Below are 14454 nucleotides of genomic sequence, written 5' to 3'. Positions count from 1 at the left end.
CATGGCACAGGGCACGGTCCAGGTGACGCACACCGGCACATCGCGATGGCGGCGCCGCACCGGCGAGTACCCCTCGCTCGGCGCGGCCCTGGAAGCGGCGGCCGAGGGCGACGTCCTCACGATCGCTCCGGGGACGTACCGGGAGAACCTCGTCGTACAGCGGGCGGTCACGCTGCGCGGTTCCGAGGGGGCGGTCGGCTCGGTCCGGATCGCTCCGGTGGACGGTGTGCCGCTCACCGTCCGGGCTTCCGCCGTCATCCAGGACCTGCACGTGGAGGGCCAGGATTCGGCGGCCCCCGCGGTGCTGGTGGAGGGGGGCGCCCCCGACCTCGTCGACCTGCGGATCGTGACCCGTTCGGCCGCCGGCATCGAGGTGCGCGGGGGCGGCCGGCCCACCGTGCGGCGGTGCACCGTCGACAATCCGGCCGGTGTCGGGATCGCCGTCCTGGACGGCGCCGGCGGCGTCTTCGAGGAGTGCGAGGTCGTGTCCGCGGGACAGTCCGGTGTGTCGGTGCGGGACGGCGCACACCCCCGGCTCGACCGGTGCCGCGTCCACCACGCCTCCGGCTCGGGGCTGAGCGTGACCGGCGAGGGCAGCGGACTGGAGGCCGTGGGCTGCGAGGTGTACGAGGTCAAGGGCAGTGGCGTCCAGGTGTCCGCGCGCGCCTCCGCCCATCTCACCGACTGCACGGTGCACCGCACTTCCGGTGACGGCATCACCCTGGACACGGACGCCGTCCTGACGCTCGCCGACTGCGACATCCACGACATCCCGGAGAACGCGGTCGATCTGCGGTCCCGTTCGGTGCTGACGCTGACCCGTTCGACGGTCCGCCGGTTCGGCCGCAACGGACTCTCGGTGTGGGACTCCGGCACCCGGGTCGACGCCAACCAGTGCGAGATCCACGACAGCACGGGCGACTACCCCGCCGTCTGGGTCAGCGACGGCGCCACGGTGATACTCGACGCCTGCCGCGTCCACGACGTGCCCGACGCCCTGTTCGTCCTCGACCGGGGATCGCGCGCCGACGTGGTGGACAGCGATCTATGCCAGATCCGCAACACCGCCGTCTCGGTGAGCGACGGGGCCACCGCCCAGCTCGACGACTGCCGGATCCGGGAGGCGTCCACCGGCGCCTGGTTCCGCGACCACGGCAGTGGCGGCACGCTCAACAACTGCACCATCGACGCGGCCCAGACCGGGGTCATCGTCACGAAGGGCGCCGACCCCACCATCGAGCGCTGCACGGTCACCAATCCGGCCGAGGCGGGGTTCTACGTCTCCGCGGAGGGCCGGGGCACCTTCCACGGCTGCCGGGTGACCGGCAGCGAGGGGTACGGCTTCCACGTGATGGACGGGTGCCGCACCACCCTCACCCGGTGCCGCACCGAACGCTGCGCGCGTGGAGGTTACGAACTCCCCGACGGCGCCCCGCACGACGGACCGGGCGGCGCCGGACCGGTCGTGGAGGACTGCACCGGCGACGAGAGCGCCCTGCGGGGGCCCGTCGCCGCTCCGCCGGTCCTGACCGCGACCCAGGCGGCGGCACCCGGGCTGCTCGGCACGATGCCTTCGCAGCGGGCGGCGCCGCCTTCCCCGGTGCCGGAGCCCGCGGCCGAGCCGGCCCGCGGGTCCGACGCCGTGCTCGGTGAGCTGGACACCCTGGTGGGGCTGGAAAGCGTCAAGCGGGAGGTCCGGGCGCTGACCGACATGATCGAGGTGGGCCGCCGACGGCAGCGGGCGGGGCTGAAGGCGGCCTCCGCCCGTCGCCATCTCGTCTTCACCGGGTCCCCCGGCACCGGCAAGACCACGGTGGCCAGGCTGTACGGCGAGATCCTGGCCTCCCTGGGCGTGCTGGAGCGCGGTCACCTGGTCGAGGTCTCCCGGGTGGATCTGGTCGGCGAGCACATCGGCTCGACGGCCATCCGTACCCAGGAGGCGTTCGACCGGGCGCGGGGCGGAGTGCTCTTCGTCGACGAGGCGTACGCCCTCTCCCCCGAGGACTCGGGCCGGGACTTCGGGCGGGAGGCCATCGACACCCTGGTGAAGCTGATGGAGGACCACCGCGACGCCGTGGTGGTGATCGTGGCCGGCTACACCAGGGAGATGGAGCGGTTCCTGGCCGTCAACCCCGGTGTGGCGTCCCGCTTCTCCCGGACCATCACCTTCGGCGACTACCAGCCCGACGAGCTCCTGCGGATCGTCGAACAGCAGGCGCGGGAGCACGAGTACCGCCTCGCCGGCGGCACCGGGGAGGCCTTGACGAAGTACTTCGAGGCACTGCCCAAGGGGCCCGCCTTCGGCAACGGCCGTACCGCGCGCCAGACCTTCGAGTCGATGGTGGAGCGGCACGCGGGCCGGGTCGCCCAGCTCGCCGAGACGAGCACGGACGACCTGACCCTGCTCTACCCCGAGGACCTGCCCGAGCTCCCCTGACCCTCCGCGCCCCGGTGCCCGGCCGGGTCGCCCTGACGGGGCAGTACAGGGCCGAGTTCGGCCAGCAGGGCGGCGCGTTCCCGGGCGAACGCCGGGTCGGCCTGGTAGTCGGAGTGCCCCAGGACGGGCTCGGGGAGGGGCAGTTCGGCGGTGCGGCCGTGCACCAGCGGATCCTTCAGCGGCCCCCGGTCGACCTCGGGGCGCCCCGCTTCCTCGTGGATCCGGACGGGTCCTCCTATCGGGTCGGTGGCCCGCCAGAGGTTGCGCCAGCAGTGGACCGAGCCGTGCAGCCCGCGCAGTGCGGCGGGGCCGAAGTACGCCGGGAACCAGCGTCCGTACAACCGTTCGGCGGGCGAGCCGTAGGTGAGGAGGGCGACGCGGTGGCGGGTGACGGCGGGGAGCTGCCAGACCGCCGAGGCAGCGAGCACGCTGCCCTGCGAGTGGCCGGAGATGACGAGCCGGCCGCCGGTCCTCGCCGTCCAGGCGGACATCCGCGAGGCGAGGTCGGGCACGGCCCGCTCGGCATAGCAGGGCGGGGCGAAGGGGTGGGCGGCACGCGGCCAGTACGTGCCGACGTCCCAGAGGATGCCGATGGTCCGCCGGGCCGAGGCGTCGCGGTAGGCCCGCCGGCCGGAGGCGACGAAGAGTATGAAGCCGAACCCCACCATCCAGGAGCCCGTCGACTGGGCGGCCTCCGCCGCCGACTCGACGAATGCTCCGGTCCCGTCCATCGCCCGGCCGGGCACCCGCCCGGTGGCCCAGGAGCCCGCCAGGGCCGCCGCGCCCAGCAAAAGGGTGGCGCCGGAGACCAGTCCGATGATCCAGGGAGCCTCGTCGGTGAGCCGGGCGGTGGCCCGGACCCGCGCGATCTGCCGGGTGCGCCCGGGCTCGGGCCTGCCGCCCCGGTACTCCGCCGCGTACTCGGCGGCGACGGTCGCCTCGTACCGGCGGGTCAGGCGGGCGGTACGGACGAGGAGCACGCCCACCGGTACGAGGAGGACCAGGAGCAGCACCGGGAGCACGGACGCCTGCCAGCTCAGGAGGACGGGCGGACCCCCTATGGCGGAGCCGGCTCCCATGCCGGGGGTGCCCGGGCCGTCGAGCCAGTCGGCGACGCGCTGGGCGAGACCGCCGCTCATCACACCGCCCACCGCGCAGGCCAGCATGGCGACGGCCGGACCGCCGAGGCCGTGCAGCGCGGTGCGCACGTCGGGGGCGCCGCGGTGGAGGCTCGACGCGACGGCGGCGAGCGCCACCACGAGAAGGCCCTGTCCGACGGTGAGTGCCCGGAAGGTGTCCTCGCCGGCGACGAGGGTGCCCGAGGAGGTCCAGCCGGGCCGTGCCCAGGCCGCGTGGACGAGGGAGACCCCCAGCAGGACGAGGGCTGCGGACGGCAGGAAGGTGATGACCGCGCGGTCGAGGCAGTGGTCCAGCCGGCGCTCGCTGCGGCCCCGCCGGCAGACGACGGCCACGACGGCGAGGGCGCAGAGGGTCAGGGCGACGGTCAGCAGGCGGCCGAAGAGGGCGGGGCCGGGTCCCGAGTGGGCCATGTCGTACTCGGCGGCGGCCCGCTGGACGAAGAGGGCGACGGTGAGGAGCCCCGCGGCGGTGTGCGCGGCGCGCAGCCGGGCGACGAGCCGGCGCCCGTACCAGAAGCCGGGGCGGCCCAGCGCGGGACGCGGGGCGGGTGACGGCGTGTCGTCCTCGACGAGGCGCTTCGGCTCCGGCACGTCGCAGGGGGCGTCGTCCTCGCCCGGGGCACCGGGTGCGTCCGTGTGCGCGATGTCGCCGAGAAGGGGGCGCTGCGACTCGTAGGCGCTCCAGGTGCGGTTGGAGAGGTACCGGAGCAGCGTGACGAGGCCCGTGGGCAGAACGGCCGCGAGGGCGAGCCGCCTGCCGGGCTGGGACCACCAGCCGCCCTGCTCGGCGGAGAGGAAGCCCAGCCAGGAGCGCCGCCGGGAGCAGGCGGAGACTCCGGCGCACTGCCAGGCCACCAGGTCGAGTGCCACCTCGCAGGCCGCGGCCGTCAGCAGCACGGTGAGGCTGAGCGCCAGGACCCGGACCAGGACGCCGTAGAGGCGGACCGCACGCGTGCGGCCGGTCGCGGCCGGCCGCATCCAGTGCGCGAGGTTGATCACCATGAAGGGGAGGAGCAGCAGCCACAGGGCGCGGAAACCGTTGCCGGAGGTCAGGTTGGACCAGCAGTAGGCCTCGGCGACGGGCCGGTCGCGGTAGCGCTCGGGGTGTTCCTCCGCGTCCACGTCCTCGGGCCGCCGGTGGATCGCCGCGGTGAGGTCGCCGGTGACCCGGACCGTGCGCGGGTCGCCGAGCATCTCCTGCGGGGTGGTGCCGCCGACCCCGTGGACGAGCAGTTCGAGGGCGGGGCCGGGGGGCCGGGGACCGTGAGGGGCAGGGGCCAAGGGAGTACTCGCTCTCCGGTCGGCCCGGCCGTCCGGCGGGCGTGGCGCGGTGGGTCGGGCGGCTTACCGGGGGCCGGCGCCGCCGTCCCACCAGCTTCGCCGGGATCGCCGTCGCGTGACGGCCTCTCACCGAATCTCCCCCCGTCGGGACCTCCTGACCCCTTTCCGGGGGGTGCGTGGGAGAATGGGGCGGGCCTTCCGCGGTGCCGCGGTGCCGTACGGCCAGAGGAAAGGACCGGACACGGCGTTGAGCGAGAATCAGAATCTGCTCGCGGAGCAGCGGCGTGCCCTGATCCTCGACGAGGTGCGCAAGCGCGGGGGTGTCCGGGTCAACGAACTGACCCGCCGGCTCAACGTGTCCGACATGACCGTCCGACGGGACCTGGACGCGCTGGCCCGCCAAGGCGTCATCGAGAAGGTGCACGGCGGCGCGGTGCCGGTCGTCGGGACGAGCACCCACGAGCCCGGGTTCGAGGCGAAGTCGGCGCTGGAGCCGAGCGCCAAGGAGGACATCGCGCGGGCGGCGGCGGCGATGGCCGCGCCGGGCAGCGCCATCGCGCTGTCGGGCGGGACGACGACGTACGCGCTGGCGCGGCAGTTGGTCGACGTGCCGGACCTGACGGTGGTGACCAACTCGGTGCGGGTCGCCGACGTGTTCCACGACGCCCGCCGGCCGGCCTCCTCCGGCGCCGCCCGCCCGGGTGCGGCCACGGTGGTACTGACGGGCGGGGTGCGTACGCCTTCCGACTCGCTCGTCGGACCGGTGGCGGACCGCGCCATCGGCTCGCTCCACTTCGACGTGCTCTTCCTCGGGGTGCACGGAATCTCCGGGGGGGCGGGCCTCTCCACGCCGAACCTGGCGGAGGCCGAGACCAACCGGCGGCTGGTGTCGGCCGCCCGCCGCGTGGTGGTGGTGGCCGACCACACCAAGTGGGGAACGATGGGGCTGAGTTCCTTCGCCACGCTCGGCGAGGTGGACACCTTCGTGACGGACGCGGGGCTCTCGGCCGAGGCGCGGGCGGAGATCGAGGAGCTGCTGCCGGGCGGTCTGCTGGTCGCGGGGCCGGCGAGGACACCGGAGAGCGACGAACCCCTCGGCCCGTAGACGGCGTCCGGAGCGGGGCGGAGCCCGGTGCGGTGCGGTGGCTCGCGGGGCGGAGGACCGGCCTGGGGCGCGGAGGGGGCCGGGCCGGCGGGGCGACTCGCCGTTGTGGATTCCGCTACGTGTCGCCTCCGGCGTCCCACCTCCTTAGGATCGGACGGTGGCAGTCTTCCGGATCGAACGTTTCACCTCCCTTCCTCCCGCCGAGGCCTGGCGCCGGGTGACCGACTGGGAGCGGCACGGTGCGCTCGTGCCGCTCACCTCGGTCCTCGTCCCGGCCGGTGGGCGGACCGAGGTCGGCACGGTGTTCGTCGCCCGGACCGGTATCGGTCCCCTCACCTTCGACGACCCGATGGAAGTCGTGCGCTGGACACCGCCCGAGGCGGGTCGCGCCGGACTCTGCCGTCTCGAGAAGCGTGGGCGGACGGTCCGGGGCCGGGCGTCGATCGACGTGGTGCCCGCCAGGGCGGGCTCCCACGTGGTGTGGGTGGAGGACGTACGGCTGTTCGTGCCGGGACGGTGGCTCGACCCCCTGCTCACGGTGGCCGGCCGGCGAATGTTCGGACGGGTGCTCGACGGTCTCCTCGAAGCCCCGGCCCGCGCACCGCGGTGAGGGCCGCCCCCTGAGGCCACTGCGGGGATCCCGCTCCGTGGCCGGTGCGTCCGGGGTGCGACGCGGCGGCCCTCCGGTGTCAGGTGGCCCAGCCTCCCGTGCGCAGGAAGGTGTCGAGGTCGGCGGCGTGGGGGGCGATGTCGATCCCCTGCTGGTCCAGCCACGCGTCGGAGTAGTACTTGTCCAGGTAGCGGTCGCCCGAGTCACAGATCAGCGTGACGATACTGCCCCGCTCGCCGCGCTCCACCATCTCGGCGACGATCTTGAAGGCGCTCCAGAGGCCGGTCCCGGTGGAGCCGCCCGCACGCCGGCCCATCACCCGCTCCAGGGCACGTACCGCGGCGACGCTCGCGGCGTCCGGGACCTTCATCATCCGGTCGATCGCGCCGGGGACGAAACTCGGTTCCATCCGGGGTCTGCCGATACCCTCGATGCGGGAGCCGCAGTCGCTGGTGGCGAGCGGGTCGTGCCGCGTCCAGCCGTCGAAGAAGCACGAGTTCTCGGGGTCGGGAACGCAGATCCGGGTGTCGTGCTGCATGTAGTGGACGTACCGGGCGATGGTCGCCGAGGTGCCGCCGGTACCGGCCGTGGCGACGATCCACGCGGGCTCCGGGAAGCGTTCCAGGCGCAGTTGCTGATAGATCGACTCGGCGATGTTGTTGTTGCCGCGCCAGTCGGTGGCCCGTTCCGCGTAGGTGAACTGGTCCATGTAGTGGCCGCCGGTCTCCGCGGCGAGTGCGGCCGACTCCTCGTACATCGCCCGCGGGTCGTCGACGAAGTGACAGCGCCCACCGTGGAATTCGATCAGCCGGCACTTCTCGGGACTGGTGGTCCGCGGCATCACGGCGACGAACGGGACCCCGATCAGGTTGGCGAAGTACGCCTCGGAGACGGCCGTGGAGCCGCTGGACGCCTCGATGACCGGCTTCCCCGGGCGGATCCACCCGTTGCAGAGCCCGTAGAGGAAGAGCGAGCGGGCGAGGCGGTGTTTGAGGCTGCCGGTCGGATGGGTCGACTCGTCCTTGAGGTACAGGTCGATCCCCCACTCCTCGGGCAGCGGGAAACGCAACAGGTGCGTGTCGGCCGACCGGTTGGCGTCCGCCTGCACCTTGCGCACGGCCTCCTTGAGCCACGACCGGTACGCGGAGTCGCTGCGGTCGACGTCGGTCGTCACGACGGCCCCCGCGTCCGGTCCGCGCTCGCTGCTGCCCATCGCTGATCCTCCTCGTGGAACCGGTGGTCCCTCTCCCCCACGATATTCCTCCCACCTGCACAAACAGGGACTTTGATCTCCTCAAAGGTGTTCCAGGGGGAGGGCGGGGCCGGGAGGGACCGACGGCCGGGTGGACGGTGCCCGGCGTCACCTTGCGTCCTCGTAATTCACCGGACACCCGCACGTGAAGCGGTGCCGGGACGGGAAGAATGCCTTCCAGGAGCGGATGCACGGAGGGGGGCGGCCGAGCGGTGGACGACGTCGAGTTCAGCGCACGGGGGGTGCGGATCGAGCGTTGGGCCCGGTCGCTCACCCATGCCGGGCAGGTGATCGTCAAGGACGGGCGGGTGGCCCTGCTGACGAGTTATGGCCGGGAGATCGACAGCGCCCCCGTGGGGGCGGTCAGCGCGTGGAAACGCTGGTTCTCCCAGGCGGATTCGGCCGTCGCCCGGGTCAACGGCGTGCGCTACCGCCTCACGATGGGACAGCGCGGGGCGCCGCCGGACGGGGCGGCACCGATACACCACTTCCTGGAGGTCATGCGCAGCGCGGGCTGCCGGCACCGCTGACCTGCCCGCGCGTCGCGGGGAGCCCGTGTCCCCGGCGGCCCCCACCGGCTCGCGGAGCCCGGCAGGGACGGGCCCCGCTCCGCGGGACACCGGGTCCTTCCTACGGCTCGCCGACGGGCTGGGACGGTTCAGGCACCGCGAGTTGCGGAGGGGGACGCCCTGAGCGACGCTGAACTCACGTCACGGTCGGTTCTCCGGCGATCACCCTGCGAGGCTACGGGGGCGCCGCACGGCCGGGGCGGACCACGAGAGCAGACCAGAACAGCAGCCAGCCAGATGCTGGATCCGTTCCTCCGTCTTCTTCCGGACCTATTTCGGGGAGTCGCAGCCGTGATCAGCGAGCCAAGCAGGCACTGCACGGTGGAGCTCCAGGCACTGCCGTCGCGGATCGGTCAGGTCCGCAGAATCATGTCGGCGCAACTGCGCCACTGGCATCTCGATCCCCTGATCGACCGGGCGGCCCTGGGCGTCACCGAGCTTCTCACCAACGTCCTCCGCCATGCGGAACCGGACAAGTCGTGCACCGTCGACATCGAGCTGCTGCTCGACCGCCTGACGGTCTCCGTCCACGACCGGGACCCCCGACTGCCCACGGTGAACGTCGCGGAGACCTTCGCCACGTCGGGGCGGGGCCTGGCCCTCATCGCCGCGTTCAGCGAGAGCTGGGGGGTGCGCCCCGGCGGCGAGGCCGGCAAAGTCGTCTGGTTCACCCTGACCACGCCCTCCACCGGGGCGAAGGCGTTGCCGCCGCTCGCGGTGTACGGATCCATGACCGACGGCCCGTTCGGAGGTCGGTACACGGGAGCGGTGGAAGCATCGGCGACCTTCCCCGGCCGGTCGGCGGTCCTCGGCTGACGCGCGGGCACCACCCGTTGACCGTACTTCACTTCCCCCACGCGGCCGGGGGCCGGGGACGCGTTTCGCCGGACGGCCGGCGTTCCTGGGCCTTTCTTCGCACGGCCGGCACAGCCGGTGCAGGGGGACCCCTTCCCCTGAACGGCCGACGGACGGCCGGGCGTGCCTCTTCCCGTACGGCCCTACGGCCCGGTGTCCGGGGATCATGACGGCTTCCCGGGCGCCGGCCGCGCCCTTGCGGCCACGGGCCCCGGCGAATCCGGCTCCGGTCAGGCGAGAGCGGTCAGCGGGTCGTCGAGCACCGGCTGCCAGGCGAGTTCGGCGGCGCCGACCAGACTGTCGTGCGCCAGCGTGCACGGCAGGATCGGCACGCTGCCGCTGCGCCCCCAGAGGCTGCGGTCGGCGACGACGGCCCGCAGCCGCTCGGGGTCCGCTTCGAGCAGGTCCCGGTGGAGGCCGCCGAGGATGACGCGGTCGGGGTTGAGGATGTTGACGAGCCCCGCGAGCCCCAGTCCCAGCCGGTCGATGAGGGCCTCGGCGGCCCGGCGTACGTCCACGTCCTCGTACTCCGCGCGCAGCAGGTCGCCCGCCTGCTTGAGCAGCGACTCCTCCGGGCCGGGCGGCCGGCCCGCCGCGAGGAGGAAGGCGAGCGGGTCCGCCTCGACGTCGAGGCAGCCCCGGCCGCCGCAGTGGCACGCCCTGCCCTCCGGGTTCACCGTGAGGTGGCCGACTTCCAGCGCCAGTCCCGAACTCCCGCTGTGCAGACGCCCGTCGAGCACCAGTGCGCCGCCGACGCCCCGGTGGCCGGTGGCCACGCAGAGCAGGTGCTGGGCGCCGCGCCCGGAGCCGTGCCGATGTTCCGCCAGCGCCGCGAGGTTGACGTCGTTCCCGGTGAACACCGGCCCCTCGATGCCCGCTTCGCGTACGCAGGCGCCGAAGATGTCGCGTACGGGGGCGCCGGCGGGCCAGGCGATGTGCAGCGGGTTCAGAGCCGTTCCCTCCGGTTCCGCCACGGCCGAGGGGACGGCGAGGCCGGCGCCCACGCAGCGCAGCCCGCTCTCGCGCAGCAGTTGGGCGCCTGATGCCACCACCTCACCGAGGACCTGTGCGGGGTCGGCCATGGCGGTGCCGCGTCCGGGAGCGGTGGCGACGATCCTGCCGCCGAGACCGACCAGCGCCGCACGGAAGCCGTCGGCGTGCACCTGCGCGGCGAGCACCACGGGTCCGGTCTCGCGCACCGACAGCCGGTGCGAGGGACGGCCTTGCGAACCGGCGGCCGAACCGGGCCTGGAATCGACCCTGATGAGTCCGAGCGCCTCCAGTTCGGCAGCGACCGCGCCGGCGGTGGCGCGGGTGACGCCCAGTTCGGAGGTCAGCACGGCACGCGTGGGCGCGCGCCCCGTGTGCACCAGTTCCAGGGCCGGCCCGAGCGCGCTGCGACCCCTCTCCAGCTTCGTCCGCGTGGTGGACAGCTTGCCGTTCATGGGGGCGAGTCTCCCACGATCCCGAGGCGTCCCTGACGCTTCGGCACCAGGTCACGGCGTGCCGCGGGTCACGTCGGCACGTGTCTTGTGCCGTTCCCCGGCGCGCCCCTATGCTGACTTTGTGCCGCACCTAAACAAATTGCGGACGGTTCGAACGGGGGGTCGCGGCGGAGACAGCGCCCCACCCTCCGCGCGCCGGCTCCGCACCGCGCTGACCGTGTTCTTCGCTCTCGACGGTTTCCTCTTCGCCGGCTGGGTCGTACGCATCCCGGCCATCAAGCACCACATCGGCGCCTCCGTCTCCTCGCTCGGCCTCGCCCTGCTCGGTGTCTCGGCGGGTGCGGTGATCACCATGGTCGTCACCGGCCGGCTCTGCCACCGATTCGGCAGCCACCGGGTCGGCTTCTGGTGCGGGATCCTGCTCTCCCTGAGCATCGCGCTGCCCGCACACGCCGGTTCGGCACTCACGCTGGGACTGCTCCTGCTGGTCTTCGGCGCCGCCTACGGCGGGATGAACGTCGCCATGAACAGTGCGGCGGTGGATCTGGTCGCCACCATCCGGCGGCCCGTACTGCCCAGCTTCCACGCCGCGTTCAGCTTCGGCGGCATGGCCGGCGCGGGTATCGGCGGCCTCGCCGCCGACCACCTCTCCCCGGTCACCCACCTGACCCTGCTCGCCGCGGCGGGGCTCCTCGTCACCGCGGTCGCCGGGCCGGTCATGCTCCGCAACGCCTCGGCGGGCCCGGCCGCCGCCTCCGCACCCGCGGCGTCCACCAGCACGTCCGCGTCCTCGGGATCCTCCGCCTCCTCGGGGTCGTCCGCGTCCACCGCGGCGCCGGCGGGGTCCGTGCCGTCGGGGCCGTCCGCACCGGAGAGCCGGGGTCCGTCTCCCCGAATGAGCCCGGCCGTCCGCCGGGTGGTCGTCCTCTTCGGGGTGATCGCGCTCTGCACCGCGTACGGCGAGGGGGCGCTCGCGGAGTGGAGCGCGCTGCACCTCTCCCAGGACCTGCACGCCGGCGCGAGCACGGCCGCTGCCGGCTACTCACTCTTCGCACTGGCCATGGGCGTTGGCCGACTCACCGGCACGGCCCTGCTGGAACGTTTCGGCCAGACGCGGACGCTGGTGTTCGGCGGAGCCGCCGCGGCGGCCGGCATGTTGCTGGGCTCGCTCGCGCCCACGATCCCCCTGGCGCTCGCCGGGTTCGCCGTGACAGGGCTCGGCCTGGCCAACATCTTCCCGGTGGCGGTCGGCAGGGCCGGCACGCTCGCGGGACCCGGAGGAGTGGCCGCCGCGTCCACCCTCGGCTACGGCGGCATGCTGGTGGGGCCGCCCGTCATCGGCTTCCTCGCCGACTGGCTCTCGCTGCCGATGGCCCTGACGACGGTCGCCCTGCTCGCCGCGGCCGCCGCCGTCCTCGGACACGTCTCCCGCACCGCACCGCCGCACGTCTGACGCGTGCCCGGCGGCATCGGGCGAGAAGCCGATGGCGTCCTTCCGCCACCCCTGGCACCATCTGGCCATGAACATGTCTGAACAGATCACGCAGCTCGGGGACGAAGGCCGACTGCTCATGGCGGCGGCCGAGCGGGCGGGTACGGACGCTCCTGTACCCACCTGTCCGGGATGGCGGGTGCGCGACCTGCTGCGCCACACCGGCACGGTGCACCGGTGGGCGACCGCGTTCGTCGCCGAAGGGCACACGGAGTACCTCGCGGACGAGGGCGAACCGGACGTGGACGGGGCGGAGTTGCTCGCCTGGTTCGCCGAGGGCCACCAAGGCCTGGTGGCGGCCCTGGAAGCCGCTCCCCACGACCTCGCCTGCTGGACGTTCATGCCCGCCGCCTCCGGGTCGGCGTTCTGGGCCCGTCGTCAGCTGCACGAGACGACCGTGCACCGGGTGGACGCCGAATCGGCGCGCGGAGGGCCGTACACCCCGGTGGGCACGGCCCGCGCGATCGACGGCGTGGACGAACTGCTGGCCGGCTTCCACGCCCGCCCCAAGAGCCGGGTACGCACGGAGGACCCCCGCGTCCTGCGGGTGCACGCGAACGACGTGGACGCCGCCTGGACGGTCCACCTCTCCGCCGGACCGCCGCGCACCGTGCGCGACGACGGCCGCGGGAGCGCCGCCGACTGCGTGCTGAGCGGGAGCGCGGAGGCCCTCTACCTGGCGCTGTGGAACCGCCTTCCGCTCTCCGACGTCACCGTCGAAGGCGACCCGGCCGTGGCACTGCTCTGGACGGAGAACTCCGCCATCACCTGGTGAGACCGGGCGCGGCCCGCCGGCGCCACCGCCCCGGGCAGCCCTTTCGGCGGGTGGCTACCGCCCTTCCGTCGCGCCGTACCCGGGCACGGCGAGGCCGACGGAGACCGCGAGCCCGTCCGCCGCCTGACGGAAGAGCGCCTCCCTGTCCTCGACCACCCCGGTGAACTGCCCGAAGAGCTCGAACGAGACGAGCCCGAAGAGCTGGGCCCAGGCGATGACGAGCGCGGCCGCGTTCGCCGGCGGCAGGTCGGGGGCGAGCTCGGCCGCGATCCGGACGGCCTCGGGGCGCAGCGCGGCGGAGAGCGGCGGGGTGGCGACTCCCTCGCCCCGGTGGGCTTCGCGCACGAGGCCGAGGAGGGCGAACCCGACCCGGGACGCCGGACCGACGGTGTCCTGGGACGCCACGTAGCCGGGCACCGGCGTGCCGTGGATCAGGGCGTACTCGTGCGGGTGGGCGAGAGCCCACTCCCGTACCGCGCACGCGACGGCCGTCCACGCGGCGGCGGGCGAGCGGGCCGGTGGGGCGGCTCCGTCCAGGGCGGCCTTCTCGGCGGCTCCGCCGATGGCGTCGTAGGCATCGATGATCAGCGCCGTCAGCAGGTCGTCACGGCTGGGGAAGTAGCGGTAGAGCGCCGAGGAAACCATGCCGAGCTCGCGGGCGACGGCGCGCAGCGAGAGCCTGGCGGGGCCCTCCGCCGCGAGCTGCGCCCTCGCCTCGTCCTTGATGGCGGCCATGATCTCGACGCGGGCCCGTTCCCTGGCTCCCCTGATGGCACTCATGACGCCCATTGTGCCATGCGTTCGGATCGCCGAACAGAAATGAGAGCACTGCTCTTGCACGGAGAGCGCTGGAGGTGCACACTGATCTCAAGTGAGAGCGGCGCTCTCAAAATGGGCGAAGAGCCGATGGGCCGGGCGACCCGGTCCAGGAATGTGGGGGCACCATGGAGCAGTCAGAGCCGTACTACCTCCGGGCCGGCGCAGTCGGCACGCGGCTGAACAGCGTCGTCGGTCGGCTCGCCCGGCACGGCTTCAGCATCCTCGGCACGGCCGAGATGTCCGTGGTGGGGCGCAGGAGCGGCACGATGCAGCGCGTCCCGGTGAATCCGCACGTCCATGAAGGGGTGCAGTACCTGGTATCGGCCCGGGGCCACTCCCAGTGGGTGCGCAACATGCGGGTGGCCGGCGGGGGCGAGCTGCGGGTGGGGCGCCGGACCCGCACCTTCACCGCCGCGGAGATCGCGGACGACGCACTGAAGGTGCGGGTCGTCCGCGCCTACCTGAAGCGCTGGGGCTGGGAGGTGAACCAGTACTTCCAGGGCGTCACCGCCCGGTCGACCGACGCGGAGTTGCTGGCTGCCTGCCCCGACCACCCGGTCTTCCGGATCACGGTGGACGGGTCCAGCGCCTGACCCCGGGCACGGGATCCGGTGCCCGCACCACCCTGGTCCGGGCCTTCGGAGCACGGCCGCGGCACGACGCCCCGGCCGGACC

Annotated in this window: 12 protein-coding genes; 8 read left to right on the top strand and 4 right to left on the bottom strand. The window is 73.6% G+C overall.

The window, feature by feature from the left end:
- Window position 1 precedes the first annotated feature (1 nt).
- A complete protein-coding gene (locus PZB77_RS29175; RefSeq protein WP_275495620.1) occupies window positions 2–2437 on the top strand; it encodes a right-handed parallel beta-helix repeat-containing protein in 2436 nt (811 codons plus the stop codon).
- Here the strand turns inward: PZB77_RS29175 and PZB77_RS29170 are convergent.
- The gene (locus tag PZB77_RS29170) at window positions 2407–4857 is read right to left on the bottom strand and encodes a hypothetical protein (protein ID WP_343299887.1); all 2451 of its coding nucleotides are present in this window, start codon (window positions 4855–4857) and stop codon (window positions 2407–2409) included. The genes PZB77_RS29175 and PZB77_RS29170 overlap by 31 nt on opposite strands.
- Window positions 4858–5104: 247 nt before the next feature.
- Between PZB77_RS29170 and PZB77_RS29165 the strand changes: the two genes are divergently transcribed.
- Both PZB77_RS29165 and PZB77_RS29160 read left to right on the top strand, forming a co-directional pair.
- The gene (locus PZB77_RS29165) at window positions 5105–5962 is read left to right on the top strand and encodes a DeoR/GlpR family DNA-binding transcription regulator (RefSeq protein WP_275495619.1); all 858 of its coding nucleotides are present in this window, start codon (window positions 5105–5107) and stop codon (window positions 5960–5962) included.
- Window positions 5963–6119: 157 nt separating this feature from the next.
- Window positions 6120–6572, top strand: coding sequence for an SRPBCC family protein (locus PZB77_RS29160; protein ID WP_275495618.1), 453 nt, complete (start codon window positions 6120–6122; stop codon window positions 6570–6572).
- A 79-nt stretch (window positions 6573–6651) separates the two neighbouring features.
- On the opposite strand, the gene PZB77_RS29155 is transcribed toward PZB77_RS29160, so the two are convergent.
- Window positions 6652–7785: a PLP-dependent cysteine synthase family protein gene (locus PZB77_RS29155; protein WP_275495617.1), complete on the bottom strand. Its 1134-nt coding sequence runs from the start codon at window positions 7783–7785 to the stop codon at window positions 6652–6654.
- A 251-nt stretch (window positions 7786–8036) separates the two neighbouring features.
- Between PZB77_RS29155 and PZB77_RS29150 the strand changes: the two genes are divergently transcribed.
- The gene (locus tag PZB77_RS29150) at window positions 8037–8354 is read left to right on the top strand and encodes a hypothetical protein (protein WP_275495616.1); all 318 of its coding nucleotides are present in this window, start codon (window positions 8037–8039) and stop codon (window positions 8352–8354) included.
- Window positions 8355–8684: 330 nt separating this feature from the next.
- Window positions 8685–9209 (top strand): ATP-binding protein, encoded by a 525-nt coding sequence (locus PZB77_RS29145; protein WP_275495615.1) that lies wholly within the window; start codon window positions 8685–8687, stop codon window positions 9207–9209.
- 269 nt (window positions 9210–9478) lie between these two features.
- On the opposite strand, the gene PZB77_RS29140 is transcribed toward PZB77_RS29145, so the two are convergent.
- A complete protein-coding gene (locus tag PZB77_RS29140) occupies window positions 9479–10693 on the bottom strand; it encodes an ROK family protein (protein ID WP_275495614.1) in 1215 nt (404 codons plus the stop codon).
- A 121-nt stretch (window positions 10694–10814) separates the two neighbouring features.
- On the opposite strand from PZB77_RS29140, the gene PZB77_RS29135 reads away from it, so the two are divergent.
- Window positions 10815–12146 (top strand): MFS transporter, encoded by a 1332-nt coding sequence (locus PZB77_RS29135; protein WP_275495613.1) that lies wholly within the window; start codon window positions 10815–10817, stop codon window positions 12144–12146.
- A gap of 67 nt (window positions 12147–12213) precedes the next feature.
- Window positions 12214–12960, top strand: a complete 747-nt coding sequence (locus PZB77_RS29130) for a maleylpyruvate isomerase family mycothiol-dependent enzyme (RefSeq protein ID WP_275495612.1) — start codon at window positions 12214–12216, stop codon at window positions 12958–12960.
- Window positions 12961–13014: 54 nt separating this feature from the next.
- Here the strand turns inward: PZB77_RS29130 and PZB77_RS29125 are convergent, their stop codons facing one another.
- Window positions 13015–13740, bottom strand: a complete 726-nt coding sequence (locus tag PZB77_RS29125; RefSeq protein WP_275495611.1) for a TetR/AcrR family transcriptional regulator — start codon at window positions 13738–13740, stop codon at window positions 13015–13017.
- Between the two features lie 164 nt (window positions 13741–13904).
- Between PZB77_RS29125 and PZB77_RS29120 the strand changes: the two genes are divergently transcribed.
- Window positions 13905–14372, top strand: a complete 468-nt coding sequence (locus PZB77_RS29120; protein WP_275495610.1) for a nitroreductase/quinone reductase family protein — start codon at window positions 13905–13907, stop codon at window positions 14370–14372.
- The last annotated feature ends 82 nt before the right edge of the window (window positions 14373–14454 follow it).

Origin of the sequence: Streptomyces sp. AM 2-1-1, assembly GCF_029167645.1 — a bacterium.
GTDB lineage: Bacteria > Actinomycetota > Actinomycetes > Streptomycetales > Streptomycetaceae > Streptomyces.
This window is presented reverse-complemented; position numbering and strand designations above follow the sequence as displayed.

Bases quoted from the DNA above. Each gene is read 5' to 3' on its own strand.
- PZB77_RS29130 (WP_275495612.1), top strand. From the start codon at position 12,214: ATGAACATGTCTGAACAGATCACGCAGCTCGGGGACGAAGGCCGACTG.
- PZB77_RS29140 (WP_275495614.1), bottom strand. From the start codon at position 10,693: ATGAACGGCAAGCTGTCCACCACGCGGACGAAGCTGGAGAGGGGTCGC.
- PZB77_RS29120 (WP_275495610.1), top strand. From the start codon at position 13,905: ATGGAGCAGTCAGAGCCGTACTACCTCCGGGCCGGCGCAGTCGGCACG.
- PZB77_RS29175 (WP_275495620.1), top strand. From the start codon at position 2: ATGGCACAGGGCACGGTCCAGGTGACGCACACCGGCACATCGCGATGG.
- PZB77_RS29155 (WP_275495617.1), bottom strand. From the start codon at position 7,785: ATGGGCAGCAGCGAGCGCGGACCGGACGCGGGGGCCGTCGTGACGACC.
- PZB77_RS29125 (WP_275495611.1), bottom strand. From the start codon at position 13,740: ATGAGTGCCATCAGGGGAGCCAGGGAACGGGCCCGCGTCGAGATCATG.